Genomic DNA, 26,255 nt, shown 5'->3' with positions numbered 1-26,255 from the left:
CTCCTCAATATAAATATGGATTTGTTTCTAAAATAAGTTCTCTAGTTGTTTTGTTCATATGACCTGGATATATATTTTTAATATTTTTGTTTTTTTGTAAAAATTCTTTTACTTTTATAAGAGATTTTTCCATATCTTCGTATGATGAACCAGGAAAATCAGTTCTTCCTATGCTGTCTGAAAATATAGTATCTCCTGTAAATAAATTATTTTCTAATATTATTATTATGGAACCAGGAGTATGTCCAGGAGTGTGAATAAATCTTGTAATATTGCTTATATCTTTATAAGGTATGTCTATTGTAAAAGGTTCATTAGTATATATTGAAAGATTTTTTTCTGGATCTTTTAAAAGTTCATAGTCTTTTGGATGAAGATATAGATTTTTCACTTTTATTTCTTTTATACCTTTAATATGGTCAAAATGAGCATGTGTAAGCCAAACATCATATTCTTTTTCTTTGTTTATATAATTTGATATTCCATATCCAGGATCTATTATTATTTTTTCATCTATTATATAAGCATTTGTTCCAATTGGTCCAGTTTCATATGATTCTATTTTCAATATTTTCACCTCTTTTTATCTTTTATAATATAATATATTTTAACATATTATATTTAATTAAAAAAGGTGGATTCTTAATGGAATCCACTGTTTTTTTGAAGTTGAATTTTTTATATTAATTCATCAGAAAAGTATTTTTTGGAAAAGTAAATATCTAAATTAAACATTATATGATCAAAATCCCCTTCGGATTCTTTTTTATCATTTATGTATAATATACATGATTTTAATTCTTGGTCCAATACTTCTATAATAAAATAATCATCTAAATAAAAGTCTATATTTATTTGATTATTTGATATTTCAATTATGAATTCTTTTCTTTTTAAGAAATTTGATTTAGCTTTGATATATCTTGAAACACCTCTTTTTAGTCTCTCAATGTCCATTTTATTTAAATTTAAAGCTCCTTTTTTGTGTTTATTTCTTTTTGAATCTAAGAGATTGATATTTTTTTGTAATTCCCAATTATTTTTTATTTTTAAGTAGTAATCACAATTGTATTCTTCTAAGTTTTTTATGATTATTTTTAGATTTTTTTCAGAAGATTTTAAGTATACAATTTCTTTTCTAAAAGTTATTTTATTTATTTTTTCATTTTTAAAGTAATTCAATAGAAGTTTTTTGATTGTAATTTTCTGATTATTATCTAAGTTTATCGATGTATTCAAAAGTACACCCCCCTCAATAAAATATAATATCAAATTTTTTTGAATTTTAATATAATTAATTATAAATTTTTTGAAATACATAAAAAGTAAGCTGACAACGTGCCAGCTTACTAAGTTATTATACCATTTATATTTTAAAAAACAATGTTTATTTTTAGTAATTGTTTAATTTACAATAAATTATTATAATTGTATTTGATATTTTTTTAATAAAAGGAGTAGATTTTATGTCACAAAAAAGAATTATGTATTTTATTTTTATTTCTATGGTTTTTATAGCAATGATACCCAACTTTATTCCACCATTGATGAAGAATATTCAAGAGACTTATGGGATTTCAATTTCTCAATCTTCATTGGTTCCTATTTTTAATACTGTTGGAGGTTTTTTAGGTAATATTTTTGGAGGTATTTTGATTTCATTTTTGGGATCTCAGGGAGTCTTTTTGATTTCACTTTTTTTAAATATATTAGGATCTTTATTATTTGTAGGAGCTTCTAATTATATAATTTTAATTTTAGCTTCTTTTATTATAGGTTTTGGAATAAGTTTATCTATACTTACTATGACTACAATATTTGCTCAGCTTGATTTAAAGTATCAAAATTATGGAGTTTATCATGGTATGTTTGGTATGGGTGGTATTTTGTCACCAATTATAATATCATTTTTTATTAAAAAAAATATTCCTATATCTTATTTCATTTATATGATAGTTTTTATCTTGTTGATAATTATTGTTTTGAGTTTTTTTAATAAATATTTTATGGAAGATAGCAATAAATGTGGTATTAATAAAAAAGGTTTTAAAAATTTATTTTTAAATAAATTAGTGATTATTTTTTTAATATTTTTTATGTTTTATTCTGGTATAGAAAAAGGTGTAGTTACTTGGAGTTCTAATTTACATGTAGATTATTTTCTGTTTTCTGAAAGTTACTCAGCTTTTTTTATCAGTATGTTTTGGTTATTTTATACTTTTTCAAGACTTATATCTGATTTTGTTCTTAAAAGGATAGGCTATTTTAAATTACTTTTAATTTGTATATTTGGAATATTTATTTCTATAATTTTATTATTGACTTTAAAATTATCTTTTTTGTATGTTTTATTAGGATTGTTTATAGGGCCTATTTTTCCAGTTTTTCAAAGATTTGTAAATCAAAAAATTCCTTCTAATCAATTGGCTATTTTTAATGGAATTCTTTATGCAATAACGGGTTTTGGAGGAATGATAATTACAGGTGTTATGGGACTTGTTGCAGATAGTTCTATTTTTATGGCTTATTTATTTTTAACTTTTCCAGCAATAGTTATCTTTTTTATAATATTATATATAAATAAAAAAACGGTATGATTTATAATCATACCGTTTTTATTGTATTATTAATTATTTGGTATCCAATTTTCAACAACTTTTTTATTTTGTTTAATCCATTCTCTTGCAGCATCTTCAGCATCATCACTGTTTGAAATCATGTCCATTAATGAACCAAGTTGTTGTGAATTAAGGTAAAAATGTGTTAGGAATTGTGCAACTTCTGGCATATCAATTATAAAATTTCTTCTTGCCATTGTATGAAGATTTTCTGCTTTTCCATATACTTCTTTTGGATCATCTAAGAATTTAAGATCAAATCTTGCAAATTTCCAATGTGGTTGCCATCCAGTTACTACAATCCATTCTTTTTTATCTATTGCATTTGCTAATGAAGCTGTCATAACCGGTCCTGAACTTTCTATTAATTCAAGATCTAAGTCATAAGCATCTATTGCACTATATGTAGTACTCATTATTCCTGCACCAGCATCTATTCCTACTATTTGAGAATCAAATTTATCTTTTGAATTATTTAATTCTTCTATAGAGTTTATATTTACATATTCAGGAACAACTAATCCTATTCTCGCACCTTCAAAATTATATCCTAAATCAGTTAATTTATCTCCAAATTGTTTTATATAAGCTTCATGTGTTATTGGTAACCAAGCATCTAAAAATGCATCTTGATTTCCTTGAGCTAATGATACAAATATTAATCCAGGATCAGCCATTGTTGTTTCAACATCATAACCCATTTCATCTTCTAAAATAACTTTTGCGAGATTTGTCATCGCAATACCTTCAGCCCAATTTGCATAAGCAAGTTTGACAGTTTCCTTAGCGAATACATTTAATGCCATAATAGTAATGAATAAAAATAATATGATTTTTTTCAAAAAAATCCCTCCTATATAGTATTTGAATTATTATTTCTTTTTCCCTAATGATTGAGTTATTCTATCGAGAATCATTGCAAGAATAACAACAGCTAAACCACTTTCAAATCCCATTCCAATTTTATATTGAGTGATACCATTTAAGACTTTTTTACCTAATCCGCCAGCACCTATCATTGAAGATATAACAACCATTGATAATGCAAGCATAATAGTTTGATTAATTCCGGCTAATATTGTTGGAGTTGCTATTGGTAATTCAACTTTAAAAAGCATTTGTGATGATGTAGAACCAAAAGAACGGCTTGCTTCGACTACATCTTCTGGAACTTGTCTTATAGCAAGATTAGTAAGTCTTACAGCTGGTGGCATTGAGAAAATTATTGTTGCTACTGCACCAGGAACTTTACCTAAACCAAAAAACAATACAGCTGGTATTAAATATACGAAAGCTGGCATTGTTTGCATGAAATCAAGGATAGGTCTCATTACTTTATTTACAGTATCACTTTTTGAAGACCATATACCCAATGGAATTCCAATTATTAATGCAAGTAAAGCTGAACTTGTTACTAATGCAAGTGTTTGCATTGTTTCTGACCAAAGATCCATGCTTTGTATTAAAAATAATCCTATAAACGTAAATATTGCTGTACCTTTTCCCGTTTTTCTCCAAGCAACTACTACTAAGATTGCTAACATTACATACCAAGGAATCCAAGTAAATAAATCTTCTAATGAAGATATTATAAAATTTATAAAACTTGCTACACCATCAAAAAAAGGTTCCCAATTATCTTTTAACCAATTAACTATTATTTCAAATCCTTTACCTATTTTTAAATCGATAATTTTAATCTACCTCCCCTAATATACCTGCTAAAACAGATACTTTTACAATTATTCCTAAAAGTTTGTTTTCTTCGTTTACTACACAGACAGGATGATTATATTCTATATGCATTGGTAAAATATCTAAGATTGGTATATCAGGTGAAACTTTATGTACATCTCTCTCTATAATATTTTCAATAGTTGTTTCTCCATTTTCAACTGCTTTTGAAGCTTTTTCTATAGTAACTATACCTTCTAAAGTCCTATCTTTTTTTGTTACTAAAATAGAATCTATTCCAGCTTTTCTCATTTTTCTTACAGCTACTCTTGGTGTATCTTTAGGAAGAAGATTATCGAGTGGCTTTTGCATAATAGCTTCTGCTTTTATTACTTTGGATCTATCAACATCTTGAACGAAATCTTTTACATAACCATTTGCTGGATTAGTTAATATTTCTTCTGCACTTCCAATTTGAACTACTCTACCATCTTTCATTATTGCTATTCTATCTCCGAGTTTTAAAGCTTCATCTAAATCATGAGTTATAAATATTATTGTTTTATGTAACCTTTCTTGAAGTTCTAATAGTTGATCTTGCATATCTTTTCTTATTAAAGGATCTAAAGCACTAAATGCTTCATCCATTAATAAAATATCAGGATTTGTTGCTAAAGCTCTTGCAAGGCCAACTCTTTGTTGCATCCCACCACTTAATTCATTTGGTTTTTGTTCTTCATACCCTTTAAGACCAACCATTTCTAATGCTTCATATGCTTTTTCTTTTCTTTCTTCTTTGTCTACACCTTGAACTTCTAATCCATATTCAACATTTGAAGATATAGTTCTGTGTGGAAATAAAGCAAATTTTTGAAAAACCATTGCTAACTTTTTTCTTCTTATATTTCTCAATTCTTCTTTATTGGTTTTAACTATATCTTGACCATCGATTAATATATCTCCTGAAGTAGGTTCTATCAATCTATTTAAACATCTTATTAATGTGGATTTTCCACTTCCAGAAAGTCCCATTACAACAAAAATTTCTTTTTCTTTTACGTTGAAACTCACATCATTTACACCTATAGTATTTCCTGTTTTTTTTAGTATTTCACTTTTTGTTAATCCTTTTTTTATTAAAGGAAAAACTTTTTTTGGATTAGGACCAAAAACTTTATAAAGGTTTTTAACCTCTAATTTGTATTCATTATTCATTGTTTACCTCCTGAACTATTATTTGTTAAAAAAACAAAAAAATAGAACCACTTTTAATGGCTTGATTTTTGAATTTTTTATTAGATTTTGAATTTGAAGTATTTTGAAGTTTTTTGTTAATAATAAGATTTAATTGAAGCTAATTAATCTTGCACAATTAATAATACACTATAGCTATTAAAAAGCTATTAAATTTATATAGATTAAAATGAAGTAAATTTAATTTAATAAATTAAATAGGAGTTATGTTGATGATATATTAATAAGAAGTTTTTTCATTTTTGAATTTTATGATTTTATAATTAGAATTTTTCCCATTATAAGTGTTTTCTTGATTTTTGTTATTTTTTTGAATTGGATTTTATGAAAATAATAAAAATTTTTATTTAATATATATAATAGAAACATATTATTTATATTTACATAAATATAATATTATATGTAATTTATTGTTAACGAATGTTAATTAAAAACGATATTTAAAAACAACTTTTTCATTTCTTTAAAATGAAATTAAAAAAATTGATAAAATAATAAAAAGTTATTTTTATTTCATTTAAATAAAAAAACATTAAATTGTTTTGTTTTTTATATTTAAATCATTCAAAAAATGATTAATTGCATTTAAAAATTCTTTTTGATTTTCATAATATAACATATGTGATCCTTTTATATTTGATATATAGAGGTTTTTAAATTTCATTATTTTATAATCATTTGGATTTACAGAATTGTCATATATACCGTTGATTATTAAGACTGGAATATGAATTTTTTCGGTTTTTTCATTAAAATTTTTAAAATATTCTGAAGAATTTAAAACATATTGTTGTAGAAAATTTTCTTTATTTTCAATTTCATTTATTTTGAAAAAGTTTTTGTAATTTTCATACTTGAAAAAAGAAAGTTTATGTATTTTTTTTTCTTTATTTAAGATACTTAATTTTTTTAACCATTCATTTAATATTTTGTTATTATTTATAGTTTCATTTTTTATATTTAATATTTTGTTTATTTGAGTTATTTGGTATTTTATAGAATCTATAAAGTTTAAAGTTGAATTTAAAAGAATTAATGATTTTATTTTTTGATATTTAAGTATATAATTTAAACCTAAAATTCCACCAAATGAATGACAAAGCAGATTAATATTATCTAATGAAAGTTTTTTTATTATTATATCTATATCATTTAATAAAGTATTTAAAGTATAATCGGTATTTTTATTTCCATCAGATCTACCACAACCTCTTTGATCATAAGTTAATAAATTATAATTTTTTGATATTTGTTCTGACATATGTTTTTCAAAGAAATAAGATGAAGCACCAGGTCCTCCATGTATGAAAAAAAGAGTATTTTTTTTATTATTATTTTTAAAATTATAATATAATTTTAAATCATCATTTGTTTTTATAAACATATTGTTCCCTCCATATAATCTCATATTATATATTATCTTTTTTTTATTATTTTTTTGTTATCAAAATAACTTTTTATTATTATGAAATTTTGCAACCGGTTGCAAAAAAAATCTTTTTATGATAATATAAGTTAAACGGGGGTGAAAAAGGTTATGAAAATGAAAGAAATAGCAAAGATGTGTGATGTTTCTATTTCAACAGTATCAAGAGTTTTGAACAATAAATCAGGTGTAAGAGATGAAGTAAGAGAAAAAGTATTAAAAGTCATAAAAGAAACCGATTTCACTCCAAATATTTATGCACAAAGTTTAACTACAAAGAAAACTAAAACTATTGGAGTTTTTATTCCAGGTGTTGATACATATTTTAGAAAAATTATTTTTGGTATAACAGATTTTTTTTCAAAAAAAAATTATTCAATTCTTCTATCAGCTGATAGGTATAAAAATGAAGTTGAAAATATTGAATTTTTATTGAATAAAAATGTTGATGGAATAATTTATTTTCCATGGTATATTGATAATTCAATTGATGGTAAAATTAAAGAATTTGGAAATAAAAAACCTTTTGTCATTATAGATTATGAGTTTAAAGATATTCCTTGTGTAATACAAGATCATTATAGTTCTATGAAAGAAATAGTTGAATTTTATTTGAAAAATGATAAAAAAAATTTATTGTTTATAAATGGTCAAGAATATAATTATAGTTCTCAAATTAGGAAAAAATCTTTTGAAAATACATTAAAAAATAATAATATTCATAATTATAAGATTCTTGAAGCATCTTTTTCTATTGATGAATCTTATAAAATAATAGAAAATTTTTTTAATAATAATAAAATTAGTGATTATGATGGAATAATATGTTGCAATGATTCAATAGCTATTTCATGTATTTCATATTTGAAAAGTGTAAATGTAAATATTCCAAAAAGAGTTTGGATTAGTGGTTTTGATGATATGGATATTGTAAAATATATAACACCTTCATTAACTAGTGTTAGCTATGATAAGTATCAACTTGGTTATAATGCTGCTGTTTTATTGTATCAACAAATTAAATCAACAAATTCTATAAATAAAATATCTATGAACTATAAAATAGTTTATAGAAATAGTACAGGAGGTTAAATATGTTTATTGGATATCATATTTTAGTAAAATTCTTTTATAATGGTGATTCAGAAAATGATTTTTTACCAAATGAATATAGATTTTGTGAGAGCAATTCAGTAGAAGGAGATTTAAAAGGAATTATTGATAATTTTGATTATATTAAAGAACTCGGGGTTGATTTAATATATCTTGCACCTATTTTTAAAAGTGATACTACTCACGGATATGATACTGTTAATTATTTTAAACTTGCAACTCATATTTTTGATAAAAATGAATTCAAAAGTCAGAAATTATTGCATAATTTTATAAATTTATGTCATTCAAATGATATTAAAGTTATTTTTGATTTAGTTCTTAATCATGTATCTAAATTTTATGAAATGGAAACGATTACACAGTTTAGACCCGTTACAGAAAATCCAAAAACGCCTCAAGAAAATAGATGGCAAAGGCTTTTTAAGTTTTGGAATGTTGAAGATTTAGAAACAAAAAAATTTTTAATTTCTGTTGGGAAATATTGGGTTGAAAAATTTAATATTGATGGTTATAGGCTTGATCATGCAATAGGGTTACCTATAGAATTTTGGAGTGAATTTTATATAGAACTTAAAAATATAAATAAAGATATTATTTTGCTTGGAGAGGTTTGGGATGATATTTCTGATTCTAATGATAATTATAAACTTATAAAACATTTTAAAGAGTTTGATGGAAATACTACTTTTACATCTTTATTTGATTTTTATATGTATGATTCTATTATAGAGTTTTTTGCGGAAGATAAAATTAATAATTCTCAATTTTTCAATAGAATAATTAAATCATACTCTATGAATAATAAAAACTTTAAATTGACATATTTCATGGAAAATCATGATTTACCAAGATTTATTAATATTTGTAGAGATTATAAGAAATTTGAAATGGTATTGAAATTTTTATTTACACTTAGTGGAAATTTAATGTTTGAATATGGAAATGAAATAGGTATTCAAGGAGATATAACTTATAAAAATTTTCATGAATCTGGTAGAGTTTCTATGAAATTTAAAGATAATCATTCTATTAAAGAAAAATATTTATTTGATTTATTCAAAAAACTTGTAAATCTTAGAAAGAATAACAAATCACTTTTTAAAGGGAATTATATTTTAAAAGAAGATAAAGATGTTCTTATTTTTGATAAAGTCTATAATGAAGACAAATTTATGATTTTAGTAAATAAAAATGATAATTATTTGTTGGAAGGAACTTATTTTGATGAATTGACTGAAGAATACTATGAAGATTCTTTTTTTGAAAAAGGAGTATATATTTTAAGTTATGAAAAATAGATTTAATATTTTAGTTGATATTTTTTTAATTTCTTTTCCATTAATAGTACAAAATACTTTGCGTATACTTTTGGGAACTATTGACAAGATTTTTGTTGGTCAACTTGGAGAAGATACAATAGCTGGTGTTGGTGGGGCTAATCAATTGATATCACTTTTTTTGGTTATTGTTTTTTCTTTTTCTTCAGGTTTTACAATTTTAGTATCACAAAGCGAAGGTAAAAATGATAAAGAATATACTAATAAGTTAATTAATAATACTATTAGTTTTTCAATTTTCTTATCTTTATTATTGATGAGCATTTTTTATATGTGGTCTGATACATTTTTAAGTTGGATGAAAATTGATGGAATAGCTTTTGATAAGGCTTATGAATATTTTTTTATAAATATCCCATCGATTATTTTTATAATATTATCTTCCGTTTTTTCGGGTTTTTTTGTTGCTAATAAAAAGAATTTTTTTCCGATGTTAGCAACTCTATTTTCTATGATATTTAATGTTTGCTTTGATTATTTTTTTATAATAATTTTAGATTTTGGAGTTTTAGGGGCAGCTTGGGCTACTTTTTTAGCAAGAATATTAGAATTTATTATTTTGATTTTTTTTGTTTATAAAAGATTTAAATTTGAGAATATAATTTTCAAATTTAATTTTAATAAAGATATTTTAAAAAGATTATTATATATTTCTTTACCAATGACTATTGATGGCGCTGTTTGGCAATTTGCTGCTACTGTAAACACTTCATTAATTTTTAGATTAGGAACAGATCAAATGGCAATTTTTGAAGTTTTAAAAATATTTCAAAGTATTGTTCTTACTCCAATTTCAGCGTTAGCTTCTGCAAGTGTTGGTATTATAGCTGGATATTTAGGAAAAAAAGATTATGAAAAATCTAATATTTATTCTAAACAAAGTATTTTTTTAAGTTTTTTAATTACTTCTATTTTGAGTTTTATAATAATTTTATTTTATGACAATATTTTTGATTGGTTTAAATTAAGTCAAAATTCTGTATTTATTGGAAAAAGTTTGATGATTTATTTGATATTTTTGATTTTTTGTCAAACTTCTAATATAATTTTTCCTTATATTTTGAGAAGTGGAGGAGATACTTGGAGCATATTATTTATAACTTTATTTGGTTTTTGGATTATTCAAATCCCTCTTTCATATATTTTAGGATTTGTTTTTGATTTTAAATTGAATGGTATATTTTTTGCTATGATAATAGGTGAATTTTTTAAAGGAACTTTATTTTTTATTAGATATATCAGAAAAAAATGGATAAAAAATTTGAATTAAAAAAATAAATGCTTTATATAATAAAGCATTTATTTTTCTAATATTCCATTTTTTAAAGTATAAATTTTAGAATTGTTATTTAAACTTTCGAAGATTTCTTTTGTTTTTTTATTACAAGTAAATACAAATATTTGATTATTTTTTGAGAATTCTATTAATAATTCGAGTGCTTTTCTTTTTCTATATAAATCAAATTTTATTAGTATATCATCTAATACAACAGGAAGAGATGATGATTTTTTATTATATTCTTCTATGAAAGCAAGTCTTGAAGATAAATATACTTGATCTAATGTTCCATCGCTCCATTTATTTTTGTTTTTTTCAATATTTTTTTTATCTTTTAAGAATAATTTTTCATCATTATATATTAGTTTATATTTATAATCGGTCATTAATTGAATATTTTTACTGGCTGTATTGAAAACAGCAATTCTGTTATTTTTAAAGAAAGTTACTGTATCATTTATTATATTTTTACTTGTATTTAATTCTAATAATTTTTTTATATTTTTTATTATAGTATTTTTTATATTTTCTCTTTTTTGAATTAATTCTATATATTCTTCAAGATTTTCAAGTGCTATCTTTTCTTTTTCAAAGTTTATATTTTCTTCTTTTAGAGAGATTTTTTTATTTTTTAATTTTGATATATATTCATCACAATCTTCAATTGTTTTTTCTATAGTTGTTTTATCTATATTTTTTAATATATCTATTATTTCAGAAAAATATTTATTGTTTTTTAAATAGTTATCCATTTGTTTATCTAAATCATTTATATTTTCTTTTAGAATTGTTAATTTTTTAAAATCTTCTGAGACTTTAAAATATTCATCTTCATTTGTTGTATTAGCTTTTTTAAATAAATTTAATATATTATTATCAAGATTTGATAAAAATTCTAATTTATTTTTATAAATAGCTTCTTTTTCTTTTATTGTTTTATCTAATGAATCTTTTATAGTATTATTTTTTATATTTTCTAATAATTCTTCATGGATATTTTGAATTGAATTTAATTCATATTTTTCTTCAAATTTTGATTTTAAAAGATTTAATTTATTTTCATATTCATCTATAAAAGTTTTTAATTTTTTTATTATATTTTCAGCATTTCTGAATTCCCTTAAGATATTTTTTGAATGATTTATGGAGTTTATAAACCCTTCAAAGTTGAATGGAGTATATGATTCATCGTATTTTTTTTCTTTTAACCATTCTTTCCATTTATTTTCTATTTCCATTTGTTCATTTTTTAATTTTTGTATTTCATCATTGTATTTTTCTACCAAATTATTCGAATTATTTATTCTTTCATTGGTATTTTCAATAGAATTTGAATAGTTCATATATTTTTGATAATTTTCATGGGCTTTTTCATTTTTTATTAATTCTAATTCCATTTCTTTTTCTAATATATTTGGATTTATTTCGATTTCTTCTGATATTTGAACTTTTTTTTGGGCAAAATTTTCTATTTGATTATTTATATTTTTTATTTGAGAATATTTTTCATCTATCAGAGCATTATTTTCTTCTATTTCATTTTTCAAATCATTTAATTTAAAATTTTCATTATTGTATTTCATTTTCCCTATTATTATCATAAAAAATGAAAATATTGATATAGATATTCCAGCAATATTATTTAAAAAATAAAAAGTTGCTCCACCAGAAATCATTAATAATATCCAAATTATTATATAACCAGTAGTTCCAAAAAATGTTCCAAAATTATCTTTTTTTGAATTTATTTTCTCAATATTTTGATTTATATGATCAATTTCGTTTTGTATTTCATCTTTTCTTTTTACTAAATTTTCTATTTGAGTAAATATTTTTTGCATTTCAAAAAGTTTTATTTTTTTATTTTTTATGTTTTCAACATTTAAATCATCTATTTTTATGTTACTTCTTTCTTCAATTAATTTATTTTTATCCAAGTTTAAATTATTTATATTAATTTTTTCGATTTCTAATTGTTTTTCAAGAGTTTTTATTTCTTGGGTAATATCTTGATGTTTTTTCGAAATTTTAAATGCTACATTTCTTGAATCAGATGTTATTTGAGTATCTTCAAGACGGTTTATATTCCAGTCTTTACCGATTATTTTTAATTGTTCTTCTAACTCTAAAGATAAGTTGTTATATTTATCTTTGGCAGTTTCATAATCAATTTTTTTCTTTTTATAATCATAATTATTTTCAAAAAGATATTTTATCAATTCAGAATTTAATAATATATCTTCATTTATTTTTATGGTTTCTTTTTCTGTTTTTAGGTTTTTAATTTCCAAAGATAATTCTTTAATAGTTTTTTCAGTTTCATATTTTTGATTTTTAATGTTTAAATATCTTTCATCTCCACGAGTTGGGAAACAAGAAGAGTATTCTAATGAACTTATTTCATTTATTAATTTGTTTTTTTCATGAAACATAGGGAAAATTTTGTTTGATATAGAATAAATTTCTTTTTTATTAAAAAAATCTTTTATATTTAAATCTATAGAATTTATCTTTTGAATGTTTTTATTTATTTTATTATTATAATCATCATATTTTTGAAGTTTTATATTTAATTTTTTTATATTTTCATCTAATTCATCTATTTTATCAATCTTTCTGTTTATCAATTTTTCTTGATTTCTTAAAGAAATCAATTCTTCTTCTTTTAATTCTATATTTTTTATTATTTCAGTAATTGATTTATTTCCAAGACCAGTTCCAGCAGAAAATATAACATTATTTATATTTTTATCTGATATATCCAGTCTTTCAAGATCGTTTATATTTAAGGAAAATATTTTATTATATGTGTTGTAATCTATTGAGTTTAAAAAGAGTTCTTGGGGATTTTTATTAACAATCTTTCCATTCTCATCTATTATGGAAAGGCTGTTTTCATATCTTATTATTTTATAATATTTTTCTTTTGAAGTTATTTCTAAATATCCACCAAAATTTATATCTTCATTGGATCTATAATTTAAATTTTCTCCAAAAAAGATATAATTTATAAAGTTTTTTAAGGTTGTTTTTCCAGATTCATTTTCACCATATATTAAATTTATATTTTTATCAAAATTTTCAATATGAAAATTGTTGAATATTCCAAAATTTTCTATAAATAAAGATTTTACTTTCAATATTCTTCACCACCGAGATAGTCAAAAGCTTTTATTAGAGATTTTTCATATATTTTATCGAATTCATCGTCTTTTATATAATTTAAATATTTTTCTATTTTTTTATAAGAATTTTCATTTTGTATATTTTTTAGTATATAATTTTTTGAATTTTGTTTATTGTTTTCATATATTTTTATAGTTCTTGAAATAAAATCATCTGTTTTTTTCCTCATTTCAAAGTCTAAATCCGGAAAAGTTTCATTTTCTATATTTATTAAATTTATTATTGAGTTGCTATATTTTGTTAAATTTTTGTATTCAAAAAAAAGTTTTTCTACATTTTGTTCATTTAAATGTTTATGAAGATATCCTTTGCCTTTTAAAATTATATTTAAAAAAATATATTTGTTTTGATATTTGTTTATCAAATTATTTATATTTGAATCGATTACTTTTTTTAATTCTTCAATATTTTTCAATTTATTTATATGAATATCTAGATTTTCATATATTATATTTGATATTGGATGAAAATCAATGTTTAAAATCCTTTTACCTTTAACTTCAACTAAATAATACCCTTTTTCTCCTAAATCATCTAAAGAATGAGCACTTAAGCTTCCAGAACTTACAATATATGGATCGGCATTTAATATATTGTTTGTATGTTCTGAACCTATTGCCCAATAATTTATAGTATTATTTTTTAAATCATCTATGCTCACTGGATTTATTTTAAAGTTTTCATTTATTTCCATTATATTTGCATACATCATTCCAATTGAAAAAGTTTCATTGCTCTTATTTGTAAACATATATGAAAGATTTTCTTTAGGGTTAGAATCGTTAAAGCTTATTCCAAATATATTTGCAACTACTTTATCTTTTTTTATAAATGGAAATACTTGAGTTCTTGAATTAGAAAAATAATTTACATTTTCTGGAATATTGAATTCCTTCCAGAATACTTCTTTTGATTCATCTATTTGACCACCTATAATATATACATTTATATTGAATTGTTTTAAATGATCAAATTTTTCAATTATATGTTTTTTTGCTTTTAAAGAATAAATATTTTTGTTTATTAAATCTCCACTTATCAATATGAAATCAACATCAAAAGCAATTGCATCTGATATTAGTTTATCAAATGTTTTAAAACTTTTAATTTTATTTTTAGAGTCGTTTTCTTGATTTATATCATTCATATAATATAAATCATTTAAGTGTATATCAGAACAGTGTATAAACTTAAATTTAGGTTCTTTCATACAAATCCTCCCAATAATAAATAATGATAATAATAAATACATATTTATTATACCTTAATAATAAACAATTTTAAAATTTTAATATTTTTTTTATAAATTAAAAAAAACCGTTTTTAAAAAACGGTTTTAATATAATTAATTAACCTAAGTATTTTTATATCAAACTAATATATCTAAGTTATGCCCTCTGTTAGGATCTTTAACCATTGGATCTACTTTTGCGCTTTCTATATTTTCCATAACCATGTTACCTATCAATTTTGTTGTATCTAAAGCTTTGCTTGTTACAGAAGTTGAAATTTTCATTGCTGTTTCCATTCCTTGCATATTTGACATCATTGCTGATACACCTTGTACATTCATTATAGCTCCTCCTTTCGGATTCGAATATAGTGTTATTTAATTATAACATATTTTTTTTGTTAGGTTAGCTAATTAAATGTTATAATGATAAATGTTTGGAGGTATTCTTATGAGTAAAATATCAATAAATAAAAAAGTAGGCTTTTTTACTGGTGATACTAACTTAGGTTATGTAAAAAATAATAATGAAATAATTTTGATTGATACAGGATGTAATAGAAAAACTACAAATTTTGTATGTAATTTTATAAAAGAAAATAATTTAAATCTTATAGCAATAATTAATACACATTCACATGCAGACCATTGTGGTGAAAATTATTATTATAGAGAAATATTTAATCCGATTATATATGCAGATGAAAAAGAATCTATTTTTATAGAAAATCCTCAATTAAAAGTCAATTCACAATTTTTAGGTGCAAATGCTCCAAACAGAATCAAAAATAAATTTGTTTTTTCAAATCCTTGTACTGTAGACATTAAATTATCGTCCGATATTAAAAAAATTAAAGTTAAAGATTTTGAATTTGAATTAATAAGAAATGAAGGACATTCTTATGGCCATCTAAGTATTTTATATGATAATGTTATTTTTGGTGGCGATCTTGTGATCTCTGAGGAAATTTTAAATAAACATAAATTATCTTTTTATATAAATATTGATTCATTGATTGAAGGTTTAAATTTGATAAAGAACTATTCAAATTACTTATATGTTCCTTCACATGGAAATATCATAAAAGATTTACATAAAACAGTTGATTTAAATATAAATAGAATAAAAGATATAAATGATATCATTATAAATATTTTTATTAATAATAAAAATAAACTTTCTTTTGAAGAACTGTATAAAAAAATTTTTGAAAAACTAAACTTAAAAAATTCAACTCCAACAGAATACTACTTTAATATTACAACTATAAATGCTCATATATCTTCATTGATAAATAATAAAAAAATTAAAATTATTATGGATAATCTAATAAAATTGAAGGCAGGGGATAATTTGTGTTAAAAAGATTTGCAGAATATTATAAGCCACATAAATTTTTATTTATAATTGATATGACGGCTGCATTTTTGATTTCAGTTTCTGATTTAGTATACCCTTTAATTTCGAGATATATTTTAAATGATTTGATTCCAAATAAAAATTTAAATAAAATAATATTTTTTGGAATTTTTTTAACAGTTTTATATTTAGTTAGAATGTTTTTAGAATATGTTGTAGGATATTGGGGACATGTTTTAGGAGTAAAGATTCAATATGATATGAGAAAAGATCTTTATCAACATCTTCAAAAATTATCTTTTAAATTTTATGATAATAATAAGACTGGTCATATAATGTCGAGAATAGTAAATGATTTGTTTGAAATTTCTGAAGTTGCTCATCATGGACCAGAAAATCTGTTTATTTCTTCAATCAAAGTAATAGGCTCTTTCATAATTCTTCTGTTTATTAATGTAAAATTGACATTAATAACTTTTGCCATTATACCGTTTATGTTTTGGTTTATGATTTATTATAATAATAAACTTGAAAAAGCCTTTAGAGACTTAAAAAGAAGAACATCAAATATTAATGCTAAAATTTCTGAAAGTATATCAGGCATAAGAGTTGTACAAACTTATACAAATGAAGACTATGAAAATAAGAAGTTTGATGAAAATAATAAAAGTTTAAGAGATGCAAGAAGACAAGCAGTTAAACATATTGGAATATTTGATTCGGTTGTTAATTTTTTTTCTAATATGGCAATAGTTATTAATCTTGTAATTGGAGGAATTTTTGTATACAAAAACATTATAAATATAGGGGATTTTTTTGCGTATTCTATATTAATAGGACAGTTTTTAACACCTTTAAATGTTCTTTTAAGATTTATTGAACAATATCAACAAGGAGCGGCAGGATTTAGACGTTTTTTAGAAATTATGGATACAGAACCAGATATAAAAGATTCTTCAAATGCTTTAAGATTAAAAAATGTAGAAGGAAATGTACAATTTAAGAATGTTACTTTCAAATATGATGAAGGTAAGAATATTTTAAAAAGCATAAATCTTTTTGTTAAAAAGGGTGAAAATATTGCAATAGTTGGTCCTTCTGGTTCAGGAAAAACAACTTTATGTAGTTTAATACCGAGATTTTATGAAATTAGTGATGGAGAAATATTAATAGATCAAATAAATATAAAAAATGTAACTTTAAGATCTTTAAGAGAAAATGTTGGAGTTGTACAACAAGATGTAGTTTTATTTTCTGGTAGTATTTTAGAAAATATAAGATATGGAAAATTGGATGCTTCAGAAGATGAAATTATCGAGGCATCAAAAGCAGCAAATGCTCATGATTTTATTTTGAATCTTGAAAATGGTTATGATACTTACATAGGTGAAAGAGGAGTTAAATTATCTGGCGGACAAAAACAAAGATTATCTATTGCTCGAATGTTTCTAAAAAACCCTTCTATTTTGATACTTGATGAAGCAACTTCGGCTTTAGATAATAAGAGTGAAAAAATTATTCAAAAATCAATAGAAAATTTATCAAAAAATAGAACAACTTTTATAATTGCTCATAGATTGAGTACAGTTAAAAATGCTGACAGAATAATTGTTTTAACAGAAGATGGAATAATTGAAGATGGAAATCATAATGAATTAATAGAAAATAAAGGATTATATTATTCCCTTTATAATAGTCAAAATAATGATTTTATAAAAAGTTAATTATATCAATAAATACCAAAATAAAGCTATTTCATCGTAATTTTCAAATCCTATATAGTATAATTCATCAAATCCTTTTAATTTAAATCCGAGAGATTCATAAAATTTACAAGCTTGATAATTTGTATTTTGAGTTTCAACAAATAATCCGCTGCAGTTATTCATTTTTGCCCATATTTTTGAAGATTGAATTAATTTATTACCTATACCTATATTTCTAAAATTATTTGAAACCCTTATATCCATTATATTAACAAAATTATTCCAGCTTTTTTTTAGTGTTATTGAACCAACAATTTCTTTTTTTAAGAAAGCAAAGTATATACACCGATCTTCCATAGTAATAAATTTTTCAAGTTCAAAATCAAATGAATAAGATTTTTCATATTGATCTATTCTTTGTAGGTCATAATATAAATGAGAATCTTTCATTTTTGGTACAACTTTAAAATTAGATATAAATTTACTTTCTATTATTTTAAATAAATTTAAGTTTTTTTGTTTTAATTTTTCTATTCTTATATTCATTAAATCACCTCTCAAACTATACTATGTCAATTATACATCAAATATTTTTTTGTATGTTACTTTTTTGTGTATTGAATAGTTTATGTGATATAATATTTGTGTAACACTTCTTCGGGGCAGGGTGAAATTCCCGACCGGCGGTAAAGTCCGCGAACCTTTTTGGTTGATCCGGTGTAATTCCGGAACCGACAGTAAAGTCTGGATGATAGAAGAAGAATAAGTATATTTATATATATTTTTTCAATTTATATAAATTTAAACCCCGGAGAAATCCGGGGTTTTTTGTTATATATTTAAATTTTGGAGGTGATTTAAATTAAAGAATTTTATATGAGAATGGCTTTAGAAGAATCTAAAAAAGCTATTGGATATACTAATCCTAATCCTTTGGTTGGAGCAATTATAGAAAAAAATGGACATATTCTTTCAAAAGGATATCATAAATATTTTGGTGGTGATCATGCCGAAGTAAATGCTATAAAAAATGCATTGAAAAAAGGTCATGAGATAAAAGATTCAAATATTTATATAACTTTAGAACCTTGTTTTCATTATGGTAAAACACCTCCCTGTGTTGATGAAATATTAAAGTATAAATTTAAAAAAGTATTTATTGGGATCAAAGATCCTAATCCAAAAGTTAATGGTAAAAGCATAGAAAAACTCAGAAAAAATGGAGTAATTGTTGATGAAGGAATATTAAAAGATGAAATAACAGAATTAAATAAATTTTTTATTAAAAGTATGAATTATTCTATACCATATATAAATATAAAATATGCACAAAGTTTAGATGGGTTTATATATAATGATTCAATTAAAGGTAGATTTACATGTAAAGAATCCTTAATTGATGTTCATAAAATGAGAAAAAAATATCAATCTATTCTTGTAGGTGCTGGAACTATTTTAAAAGATAATCCTAAACTTAATTTAAGATATTTAGAAGGTATTTCTCCAATAAGAATAGTAATTGATAAAGATTTTGATATAAAAAGTACTGACTTTAATATATTTAATATTCCAGGTAAAAACATTATTTTTACTAATTCTAAAAATTATATTTGTAATTCAAAAATAACAAAAATTGTTTATATAAAAGATTTTAGTATTTTAAATATTTTGAAAGAAATAAATAAAATGGATATTAATTCTGTACTTGTAGAAGGCGGCGGAAAAATAATTTCTTTATTTTATGATTATTCAGATGAAATAAATGTTTATATTAGTAATAAAATATTTGGAAAAGGTATTTCTCCTTTTGAAAATTTAAAAAAAATTAAAGAATTTCATATTAAGAATAGTTTTATTATTGGAGAAAATATCAAGTTGGAGTTGAAAAGATGTTTACGGGAATAATAGAAAAAAAGTCAGATTTTAATATTTTTAACAATAAGATTGTAATAAATAATTTTTCAAAAGAAATAAAATTAGGAGATTCTATAGCCCTTAATGGAGTTTGTTTAACTGTAGATTCTTTATCAGAAAGTAAATTGCAATTTACACTTGGAGAAGAGACTAAGAAAATTACAAATATTAATATATCCAAAAAATTAAATATAGAAAGAGCTTTAAAGTTTAATGGAAGACTTGATGGTCATATTGTAACTGGTCATATAGACGGTATGATAAGATTTTTAAATTGTAAGAAAATTTCTGATACTTATTATATGGAATTTAAAATGCCAAAAGAAAATTGGGCAATTGTAAGAAAAGGAGCAATTGCACTAAATGGAATTAGTTTGACTATTGCCGAAAAATATATGGATTCTTTTGTAATTCAAGTTATTCCACATACTTATTTAAATACAAATTTATTTGATTTGAAGATGTATGATTATGTTAATTATGAAATTGATATTTTAAATAGATATGCGAGAGGTGAAAAGTATGGATATTGAAAATATAAAAAAAGATTTTGAATTAGGTAAACCGGTTATTATATTAGATACTAAGAGAGAAATAGAAGGGGATATGGTATTTCCATCTGAATTGATGGATGAAAAAATTATAAATTTATTTATACAAAAAGGTAGAGGATTGTTATGTACAGCAGCAGATGAAAATATCCTTTTGGATGGAGGTTTTATAAAACTTCCATCTAATAATAAAGAAAAATTTTCCACAAATTTTTTTATTCCTATTGATTATAAGCTTTCAAATACAGGCATTTCTTCTATTGAAAGAGCGAATACTGTATCTGTTTTATCCGAAAATCCAAATATAGGACTTTTTGCTTATCCCGGTCATGTTAGTTTGATTGGTGGAAGAGGTCTTAATAATAGAAAAGGTCATACAGAAGCTTCTATTGAATTAATGAGTATTTTAGGATATAAAAGATTTTCTTCTTTTGTAGAAATAATAGATGATAATGGAGAGTCTCATAATTTAAAATATATAGAAAATCTTGCAAAAGAACTTCAAATTAGAGTAATTACTATTGATGAAATTTATGAAGAATATATAAAAAGAGTTCAAAATATTTTTATGGTTTCAAAAGCAAAACTTCCAACAAAATATGGAGAATTTGAGATAATAGCTTTTAAAAATAATCTTGATAAAAAAGAACATTTTGTCATAAAAAAAGGTGATTTTTATAATAAGATACCTTATGTGAGAGTTCATTCTGAATGTGTAACAGGTGATGTGATGAGTTCATTAAAATGTGATTGTGGAAGTCAATTAAATAATTATTTAAAGTTCATATCAGAGAATGATGGGATTTTAATTTATATGAGACAAGAAGGTAGAGATATAGGAATAACAAATAAAATTAAAACCTACGCTCTTCAAGATAAAGGTGTAGATACTTATGATGCTAATGAGGTAATAGGACTACCTGCAGACAATAGAGACTATTCAAATGCTGCTCAAATTCTTAAAGCTATGGAAGTAAATAAAATAAAATTATTAACTAATAATCCAGATAAAATAAAACAATTATCTAAGTATGGTATAGATATAGAAGAAAGTATAAATCTATATGGAGAAATTAATGAATATAATGAATTTTATTTGAAAACAAAAAAAATTAGATTTAATCATAATTTGAATGTTTAAGGAGGTTATTATGAATATATATGAAGGTAAATATAATGGATTAAATAAAAAAATAGCAATTATAATTTCAAGGTTTAATTCTACAATCACAGATAATTTATTAAAAGGTGCAAATGATTGTTTAATAAGACATGATGTCAAAGAAGAGGATATAGATGTTTATATTGTTCCTGGAGCTTTTGAAATTCCACATTTATGTAATAAAATTTTAGATTCAGAAAAATATAATGGAATAATAGCTTTAGCATGTATTATAAGAGGGGATACATATCATTTTGAAATTGTTTCAAATGAGGTTTCAAAAGGAATAGCTCATTTAACATTAAATTCTAAAATTCCTATAAGTTTTGGAGTTGTAACTTCAGATACATTAGAACAATCTTTTAATAGATCAGGATTAAAATCTGGAAATAAAGGATTCGATGCCGCTTTATCTTTGCTTGAAATGATTAATATAGATAATTTGATTTAATAAATTTAACATATATCACATGATTTGTAAATAAAAATATTGTAAAATATCAAAAAATAAAAGGAGGAAATAGTATGAAAATGCGATATCGCCGAAGATCATTTGAAATGAATAATTATTTTATCATACTATTGACTTCATGTTCATTATAATCATTTTTTGAACTAATTTTTGTATATCTAAATATATTTTTAATATAAAATTGGAAGTCTTAGTATGACTTCCATTTTATTATATATAAGGAGGTATACAAATGTTTAAAAAACGGAGTTTTCAATATAATGAAAAAGATTAAATTTATATTGAGAGGAGATTTTAATGAATTATTTAGAAACTTTGAGTTTTATTTTTATAGAAAATGAAAGATATTTATATATTTTAAAAGGTTTAGGTTTTTCACTTTCTGTTACATTTTTTTCGGCTTTAATTGGATTAGGATTGGGAATATTAATTGCTTTTTTGAGATTGTTTGAATTTCACCCTTTTAAAAAATGGGGAATATTTCTAAATCCTTTAGAAAAAATAGGAGAATTATATGTTAATCTAATAAGAGGTACACCAGCTGTTGTTCAATTAATGATATTTGCAAATTTAATATTTGTTGGATATCTTAAAAATACACCTATATTTATAATAGCTTCTATTTCTTTTGGTATAAATTCATCTGCTTATGTTTCTGAAATTATAAGATCTGGAATACAAGGAGTTGATAAAGGTCAAAAAGAAGCAGCATATTCATTAGGTCTCAGTTATTCTATGACTATGAAGAATATAATAGTACCTCAGTCCATTAAAATTATTTTACCAACATTGATAAGTGAATTTATAACTTTGCTTAAAGAAACTTCAATTGTAGGATTTATTGGCGGCATGGATTTATTAACCTCTTCTAAGATTATAACAAGTCAGACATATAGAGGTATTGAACCTTTAATATTAGTTGGAATAATTTATTTAATTTTAACTTTTATTTTTACAAAGATAATGAAAAAAATAGAAAAAGGAATGAAAGTAAATGATTAAAATAAAAAAATTAAATAAATATTTTTCTGATAAACATATCTTAAAAGATATAAATATTGAAGTTAGAAAAGGTCAAAAAGTTTCAATAATTGGTCCTTCTGGTTCTGGAAAATCAACTTTAATAAGATGCATAAATTTATTAGAAATTCCAGAAAGTGGTGAAATATATATTAATGGCACTAATATTTTAAATGAAAAAAATATTAGTAATATAAGAAAAAATATAGCAATGGTTTTTCAAAATTTTAATTTATTTAACAATAAAAATGTTTTAAATAATATAATTTTGGCTCCGATTTTATTAGGCCTAAAAACTCAAAAAGAAGCTGAAAAAAATGCATATGAATTACTTGATAAAGTTGGACTTTTAGATAAAATAAATTCATATCCATCTCAATTAAGTGGTGGGCAAAAACAAAGAGTAGCTATAGCGAGAGCTATGGCTATGAATCCTGAAATAATACTTTTTGATGAACCAACTTCTGCACTTGATCCAGAAATGGTTCAAGAAGTTTTGAATGTTATAAGAGATTTATCCAAGGATGATATAACTATGCTCATTGTGACACATGAAATGAATTTTGCAAAAAATATATCAGATGAAATTTGGTTCATGGATGAAGGAAAAATTATAGAAAAAGGATCACCAGATATATTATTTAATAATCCAAAAAATAAAAGAACTTTAGATTTCTTAAATAAAATTAATTTAAAATAGGGAGTTGTTGATATATGAAAAAATTTTTACTTAGTATTTTATTGACTATTATGGCTATTTTTTTAGTTTCATGTAATGAGAATAATATTATATATGTTGGAACAAATGCTGAATTTCCTCCTTTTGAATATTTTGATAAAGATAAAATAGTTGGTTTTGATATAGATTTAATAAATGAAGTTGGAAATATATTAAATAAAGAAATAAAGGTTATACATATGGACTTTGATGGTCTTTTACCAGCTTTACAGAGTAAAAAAGTTGATATGGTAATTGCAGGAATGACCGAAACTGAAGAAAGAAAAGAAAATGTCAATTTTAGTAATTCTTATTATGAAGCCAAACAAGTAATAATTATAAATGAAGATAATAATTATATAAAAAGTTTTGAAGATCTTGAAAATAAAAATGTTGGTGTTGTTTTAGGTTTTACTGGAGATGCTTTGATGACAGAAAAAGATAATTCAATATTAAAAAGATTTTCAAATGTTTATTCTGCTGTATTAGATTTAAAAAATGGAAAAATTGAAGCTATAGTATTAGATTCAGAACCAGCTAAGAATATTATAAAAAATAATGAAGGTATAAAAGTTGTAAATACTGATTCATTGAAAGAAAGTTATGCAATAGCCTTTAGAAAAGATGATGAAAATTTGATGTTAGAAATAAATAATGCTTTAAAAAAATTAGGAGAAAATGGAAAATATAAAGAATTAATAGATAAATATTTTAATTAAAAAAAGCAGTTCATTTTGAACTGCTTTTTTAATTATTTGGATTTTCCTTGATTTGCAACGGCATTCATTGCTGCTTTTATAGCTTCTTGATCTCCCAAATAATAATGTTTAATTGGTTTTAAATTTTCATCTAATTCATAAACAAGAGGTGTTCCTGTAGGAATATTTAAACTAACAATTTCTTCTTCTGATATATTATCTAAATATTTTACTAAAGCTCTTAATGAGTTACCATGAGCAGCAATTATAACTTTTTTTCCTTCTTTTATTGTAGGAGCTATTTCTTCATGCCATAAAGGTAAGAATCTTTCAACAGTATCTTTCAAACATTCTGTTAATGGTAATTCTTCTTTTGAAAGATTTGAATATCTTCTATCTTTTCCGGCATATCTTTCATCATCTTCTGTTAAGGCTGGAGGTTGTATATCATAACTTCTTCTCCAAATTTTCACTTGTTCATCTCCATGTTTTTCAGCTGTTTCTGCTTTATTTAAACCTTGTAATGCACCATAATGTCTTTCATTAAGTCTCCAATCTTTAATTACTGGTATCCAATCTTGATCCATTTCATCTAAAACAAAGTTTAAAGTTTTTATAGCTCTTTTCAAAACTGAAGTAAAAGCTATATCAAATTCAAAACCTTCTGATTTTAATAGTTTTCCACCATTTTTAGCTTCACTAACACCTTTTTCGGAAAGGTTAACATCTGTCCAACCTGTGAATTTGTTTTCTTTATTCCACTCACTTTCGCCGTGTCTTATTAATACTAATTTATACATATTATTCACCCCTTTAAATGATTGTGAAAAATTAGAACATACAATATATATTATATAAGAGATATTTTACAAATAAAATACTTTAAAGGAAAAATAATATTATATATGATAAAATATTTATAGAATAACTTTATGGGGGGATTTAAAATGAACATATTAGAATATATTAAAACTAAATTTAATTTAAAGAATACTGCTTTATTATGTGTTGATTGCCAAAACGGTTTTACTGAAAGATGCCCATCAGAACTTCCAGTTAAAGGAACTGATGAGTTTTGGATAAAAGATATTAATAATTTTGTAAAAGATATAAAAAAAGAAGGTATAAAGATTTTTTCAAGTAAAGATGATCATCCGAAAAATCATATTTCATTCAAAGAATGGCCAATTCATTGCGTTAAAAGCACATTTGGTAATCAGCTTTTCATAGAATACTATGATTTTTTATTTCAAAAGGGAACATCTGAAGAATTTGATAGTTATTCTGCATTTTATGATGATTATGAATTAAAAAAATCAAATGGTCTTGAAGAAAGGTTAAGATTAGAAGATATAGAAAATCTTATAATCTTAGGACTTGCAGGAGATGTATGTGTTAAAGAAACAATAAAAGATGCATTAGAAAAAGGTTTCAATGTAATAGTTTTAAAAAAATTTGTCAAATCTGTTAATAAAAAACAAATTTCAGAAAATTTAAGTAAAGATGTTTTAGATGAGATAGAAATTATTTAAT

25 protein-coding genes and 1 riboswitch are annotated in these 26,255 nt (G+C 22.9%); of the genes, 14 read left to right on the top strand and 11 right to left on the bottom strand.

The genetic code is table 11. From position 1 onward, the window contains the following. Positions 1 to 4 precede the first annotated feature (4 nt). Both C7380_RS00195 and C7380_RS00190 read right to left on the bottom strand, forming a co-directional pair. Positions 5 to 568, bottom strand: coding sequence for an MBL fold metallo-hydrolase (locus tag C7380_RS00195; protein ID WP_158274727.1), 564 nt, complete (start codon positions 566 to 568; stop codon positions 5 to 7). Between the two features lie 110 nt (positions 569 to 678). Continuing rightward, entirely contained in the window at positions 679 to 1,239 is a 561-nt protein-coding gene (locus C7380_RS00190; protein WP_109603467.1) for a hypothetical protein, read from the bottom strand. A 227-nt stretch (positions 1,240 to 1,466) separates the two neighbouring features. On the opposite strand from C7380_RS00190, the gene C7380_RS00185 reads away from it, so the two are divergent. Then, positions 1,467 to 2,597, top strand: coding sequence for an MFS transporter (locus tag C7380_RS00185; protein WP_109603466.1), 1,131 nt, complete (start codon positions 1,467 to 1,469; stop codon positions 2,595 to 2,597). A 29-nt stretch (positions 2,598 to 2,626) separates the two neighbouring features. On the opposite strand, the gene C7380_RS00180 is transcribed toward C7380_RS00185, so the two are convergent. The 4 genes from C7380_RS00180 to C7380_RS00165 form a co-directional block, all read right to left on the bottom strand. Further along, positions 2,627 to 3,424 carry a glycine betaine ABC transporter substrate-binding protein gene (locus C7380_RS00180; RefSeq protein WP_109603710.1) on the bottom strand — a complete coding sequence of 266 codons (798 nt, stop codon included), beginning with the start codon at positions 3,422 to 3,424 and terminating at the stop codon, positions 2,627 to 2,629. 66 nt (positions 3,425 to 3,490) lie between these two features. Beyond that, on the bottom strand, positions 3,491 to 4,312 hold the full coding sequence (locus C7380_RS00175; protein ID WP_109603465.1) for an ABC transporter permease: 822 nt from the start codon (positions 4,310 to 4,312) through the stop codon (positions 3,491 to 3,493). A 1-nt stretch (position 4,313) separates the two neighbouring features. Continuing rightward, positions 4,314 to 5,507, bottom strand: coding sequence for a quaternary amine ABC transporter ATP-binding protein (locus C7380_RS00170; protein WP_109603464.1), 1,194 nt, complete (start codon positions 5,505 to 5,507; stop codon positions 4,314 to 4,316). A 571-nt stretch (positions 5,508 to 6,078) separates the two neighbouring features. Continuing rightward, complete coding sequence (locus C7380_RS00165; RefSeq protein ID WP_158274726.1) at positions 6,079 to 6,930, bottom strand: alpha/beta fold hydrolase; 852 nt, start codon at positions 6,928 to 6,930, stop codon at positions 6,079 to 6,081. Positions 6,931 to 7,083: 153 nt separating this feature from the next. On the opposite strand from C7380_RS00165, the gene C7380_RS00160 reads away from it, so the two are divergent. From C7380_RS00160 to C7380_RS00150, 3 genes are read left to right on the top strand one after another with little or no spacing between them, the layout of a single operon-like run. Next, entirely contained in the window at positions 7,084 to 8,064 is a 981-nt protein-coding gene (locus C7380_RS00160; protein WP_109603462.1) for a LacI family DNA-binding transcriptional regulator, read from the top strand. Positions 8,065 to 8,066: 2 nt separating this feature from the next. Then, a complete protein-coding gene (locus C7380_RS00155) occupies positions 8,067 to 9,386 on the top strand; it encodes an alpha-amylase family glycosyl hydrolase (protein WP_109603461.1) in 1,320 nt (439 codons plus the stop codon). Continuing rightward, entirely contained in the window at positions 9,376 to 10,695 is a 1,320-nt protein-coding gene (locus C7380_RS00150) for an MATE family efflux transporter (RefSeq protein WP_109603460.1), read from the top strand. The genes C7380_RS00155 and C7380_RS00150 overlap by 11 nt, the downstream gene beginning before the upstream one ends. A gap of 29 nt (positions 10,696 to 10,724) precedes the next feature. Here C7380_RS00150 and C7380_RS00145 read toward each other — a convergent pair whose 3' ends face one another. From C7380_RS00145 to C7380_RS00135, 3 genes are all read right to left on the bottom strand, one after another. Next, entirely contained in the window at positions 10,725 to 13,844 is a 3,120-nt protein-coding gene (locus C7380_RS00145) for an AAA family ATPase (RefSeq protein ID WP_158274725.1), read from the bottom strand. Then, positions 13,841 to 15,100, bottom strand: a complete 1,260-nt coding sequence (locus C7380_RS00140; RefSeq protein WP_158274724.1) for a metallophosphoesterase family protein — start codon at positions 15,098 to 15,100, stop codon at positions 13,841 to 13,843. The genes C7380_RS00145 and C7380_RS00140 overlap by 4 nt, the downstream gene beginning before the upstream one ends. A 159-nt stretch (positions 15,101 to 15,259) precedes the next feature. Further along, entirely contained in the window at positions 15,260 to 15,463 is a 204-nt protein-coding gene (locus C7380_RS00135) for a putative motility protein (RefSeq protein ID WP_109603457.1), read from the bottom strand. A gap of 109 nt (positions 15,464 to 15,572) precedes the next feature. Between C7380_RS00135 and C7380_RS00130 the strand changes: the two genes are divergently transcribed. Together C7380_RS00130 and C7380_RS00125 are read left to right on the top strand one after the other, a co-directional pair. Beyond that, the gene (locus C7380_RS00130; RefSeq protein WP_158274723.1) at positions 15,573 to 16,484 is read left to right on the top strand and encodes an MBL fold metallo-hydrolase; all 912 of its coding nucleotides are present in this window, start codon (positions 15,573 to 15,575) and stop codon (positions 16,482 to 16,484) included. Beyond that, positions 16,478 to 18,205: an ABC transporter ATP-binding protein gene (locus tag C7380_RS00125; RefSeq protein WP_109603455.1), complete on the top strand. Its 1,728-nt coding sequence runs from the start codon at positions 16,478 to 16,480 to the stop codon at positions 18,203 to 18,205. Before C7380_RS00130 ends, C7380_RS00125 begins: the two co-directional genes overlap by 7 nt. On the opposite strand, the gene C7380_RS00120 is transcribed toward C7380_RS00125, so the two are convergent. Next, the gene (locus C7380_RS00120) at positions 18,206 to 18,733 is read right to left on the bottom strand and encodes a GNAT family N-acetyltransferase (protein ID WP_109603454.1); all 528 of its coding nucleotides are present in this window, start codon (positions 18,731 to 18,733) and stop codon (positions 18,206 to 18,208) included. 103 nt (positions 18,734 to 18,836) lie between these two features. Then, positions 18,837 to 18,951, top strand: a riboswitch (FMN riboswitch). 112 nt (positions 18,952 to 19,063) lie between these two features. Here C7380_RS00120 and ribD point away from each other — a divergent pair. The 7 genes from ribD (at position 19,064) to C7380_RS00085 (ending at position 24,743) form a co-directional block, all read left to right on the top strand. After that, complete coding sequence (gene ribD, locus C7380_RS00115; protein ID WP_109603453.1) at positions 19,064 to 20,092, top strand: bifunctional diaminohydroxyphosphoribosylaminopyrimidine deaminase/5-amino-6-(5-phosphoribosylamino)uracil reductase RibD; 1,029 nt, start codon at positions 19,064 to 19,066, stop codon at positions 20,090 to 20,092. Further along, entirely contained in the window at positions 20,077 to 20,634 is a 558-nt protein-coding gene (locus tag C7380_RS00110) for a riboflavin synthase (protein WP_109603452.1), read from the top strand. The genes ribD and C7380_RS00110 overlap by 16 nt, the downstream gene beginning before the upstream one ends. Further along, positions 20,624 to 21,793 (top strand): bifunctional 3,4-dihydroxy-2-butanone-4-phosphate synthase/GTP cyclohydrolase II, encoded by a 1,170-nt coding sequence (locus tag C7380_RS00105; protein ID WP_109603451.1) that lies wholly within the window; start codon positions 20,624 to 20,626, stop codon positions 21,791 to 21,793. Before C7380_RS00110 ends, C7380_RS00105 begins: the two co-directional genes overlap by 11 nt. 10 nt (positions 21,794 to 21,803) lie before the next feature. Then, complete coding sequence (gene ribH / locus C7380_RS00100; RefSeq protein ID WP_109603450.1) at positions 21,804 to 22,265, top strand: 6,7-dimethyl-8-ribityllumazine synthase; 462 nt, start codon at positions 21,804 to 21,806, stop codon at positions 22,263 to 22,265. A 318-nt stretch (positions 22,266 to 22,583) separates the two neighbouring features. Further along, positions 22,584 to 23,288 (top strand): amino acid ABC transporter permease, encoded by a 705-nt coding sequence (locus tag C7380_RS00095; protein WP_109603449.1) that lies wholly within the window; start codon positions 22,584 to 22,586, stop codon positions 23,286 to 23,288. Continuing rightward, positions 23,281 to 24,006 carry an amino acid ABC transporter ATP-binding protein gene (locus tag C7380_RS00090; protein WP_109603448.1) on the top strand — a complete coding sequence of 242 codons (726 nt, stop codon included), beginning with the start codon at positions 23,281 to 23,283 and terminating at the stop codon, positions 24,004 to 24,006. The genes C7380_RS00095 and C7380_RS00090 overlap by 8 nt, the downstream gene beginning before the upstream one ends. Before the next feature lie 14 nt (positions 24,007 to 24,020). Continuing rightward, complete coding sequence (locus C7380_RS00085) at positions 24,021 to 24,743, top strand: basic amino acid ABC transporter substrate-binding protein (protein ID WP_109603447.1); 723 nt, start codon at positions 24,021 to 24,023, stop codon at positions 24,741 to 24,743. Between the two features lie 32 nt (positions 24,744 to 24,775). On the opposite strand, the gene gpmA is transcribed toward C7380_RS00085, so the two are convergent. Continuing rightward, positions 24,776 to 25,522 (bottom strand): 2,3-diphosphoglycerate-dependent phosphoglycerate mutase, encoded by a 747-nt coding sequence (gene gpmA / locus C7380_RS00080; protein ID WP_109603446.1) that lies wholly within the window; start codon positions 25,520 to 25,522, stop codon positions 24,776 to 24,778. Between the two features lie 147 nt (positions 25,523 to 25,669). Between gpmA and C7380_RS00075 the strand changes: the two genes are divergently transcribed. Beyond that, the gene (locus C7380_RS00075) at positions 25,670 to 26,254 is read left to right on the top strand and encodes an isochorismatase family protein (RefSeq protein ID WP_109603445.1); all 585 of its coding nucleotides are present in this window, start codon (positions 25,670 to 25,672) and stop codon (positions 26,252 to 26,254) included. The last annotated feature ends 1 nt before the right edge of the window (position 26,255 follow it).

The sequence above is a fragment of the Oceanotoga teriensis genome (assembly GCF_003148465.1).
GTDB lineage: Bacteria > Thermotogota > Thermotogae > Petrotogales > Petrotogaceae > Oceanotoga > Oceanotoga teriensis.
The sequence above is the reverse complement of the archived record's forward strand: the minus strand, read 5'-3'. Positions and strand labels throughout refer to the sequence as shown.

Excerpts from the sequence above, each read along its gene's own strand:
- C7380_RS00110 (WP_109603452.1), top strand. The coding sequence starts at position 20,077 with ATGTTTACGGGAATAATAGAAAAAAAGTCAGATTTTAATATTTTTAAC.
- ribD (WP_109603453.1), top strand. The coding sequence starts at position 19,064 with ATGAGAATGGCTTTAGAAGAATCTAAAAAAGCTATTGGATATACTAAT.
- C7380_RS00085 (WP_109603447.1), top strand. The coding sequence starts at position 24,021 with ATGAAAAAATTTTTACTTAGTATTTTATTGACTATTATGGCTATTTTT.
- C7380_RS00165 (WP_158274726.1), bottom strand. The coding sequence starts at position 6,930 with ATGTTTATAAAAACAAATGATGATTTAAAATTATATTATAATTTTAAA.
- C7380_RS00185 (WP_109603466.1), top strand. The coding sequence starts at position 1,467 with ATGTCACAAAAAAGAATTATGTATTTTATTTTTATTTCTATGGTTTTT.
- C7380_RS00150 (WP_109603460.1), top strand. The coding sequence starts at position 9,376 with ATGAAAAATAGATTTAATATTTTAGTTGATATTTTTTTAATTTCTTTT.
- C7380_RS00180 (WP_109603710.1), bottom strand. The coding sequence starts at position 3,424 with ATGGCATTAAATGTATTCGCTAAGGAAACTGTCAAACTTGCTTATGCA.
- gpmA (WP_109603446.1), bottom strand. The coding sequence starts at position 25,522 with ATGTATAAATTAGTATTAATAAGACACGGCGAAAGTGAGTGGAATAAA.
- C7380_RS00135 (WP_109603457.1), bottom strand. The coding sequence starts at position 15,463 with ATGAATGTACAAGGTGTATCAGCAATGATGTCAAATATGCAAGGAATG.
- C7380_RS00170 (WP_109603464.1), bottom strand. The coding sequence starts at position 5,507 with ATGAATAATGAATACAAATTAGAGGTTAAAAACCTTTATAAAGTTTTT.
- C7380_RS00075 (WP_109603445.1), top strand. The coding sequence starts at position 25,670 with ATGAACATATTAGAATATATTAAAACTAAATTTAATTTAAAGAATACT.
- ribH (WP_109603450.1), top strand. The coding sequence starts at position 21,804 with ATGAATATATATGAAGGTAAATATAATGGATTAAATAAAAAAATAGCA.
- C7380_RS00155 (WP_109603461.1), top strand. The coding sequence starts at position 8,067 with ATGTTTATTGGATATCATATTTTAGTAAAATTCTTTTATAATGGTGAT.
- C7380_RS00120 (WP_109603454.1), bottom strand. The coding sequence starts at position 18,733 with ATGAATATAAGAATAGAAAAATTAAAACAAAAAAACTTAAATTTATTT.
- C7380_RS00095 (WP_109603449.1), top strand. The coding sequence starts at position 22,584 with ATGAATTATTTAGAAACTTTGAGTTTTATTTTTATAGAAAATGAAAGA.
- C7380_RS00130 (WP_158274723.1), top strand. The coding sequence starts at position 15,573 with ATGAGTAAAATATCAATAAATAAAAAAGTAGGCTTTTTTACTGGTGAT.
- C7380_RS00160 (WP_109603462.1), top strand. The coding sequence starts at position 7,084 with ATGAAAATGAAAGAAATAGCAAAGATGTGTGATGTTTCTATTTCAACA.
- C7380_RS00090 (WP_109603448.1), top strand. The coding sequence starts at position 23,281 with ATGATTAAAATAAAAAAATTAAATAAATATTTTTCTGATAAACATATC.
- C7380_RS00105 (WP_109603451.1), top strand. The coding sequence starts at position 20,624 with ATGGATATTGAAAATATAAAAAAAGATTTTGAATTAGGTAAACCGGTT.
- C7380_RS00140 (WP_158274724.1), bottom strand. The coding sequence starts at position 15,100 with ATGAAAGAACCTAAATTTAAGTTTATACACTGTTCTGATATACACTTA.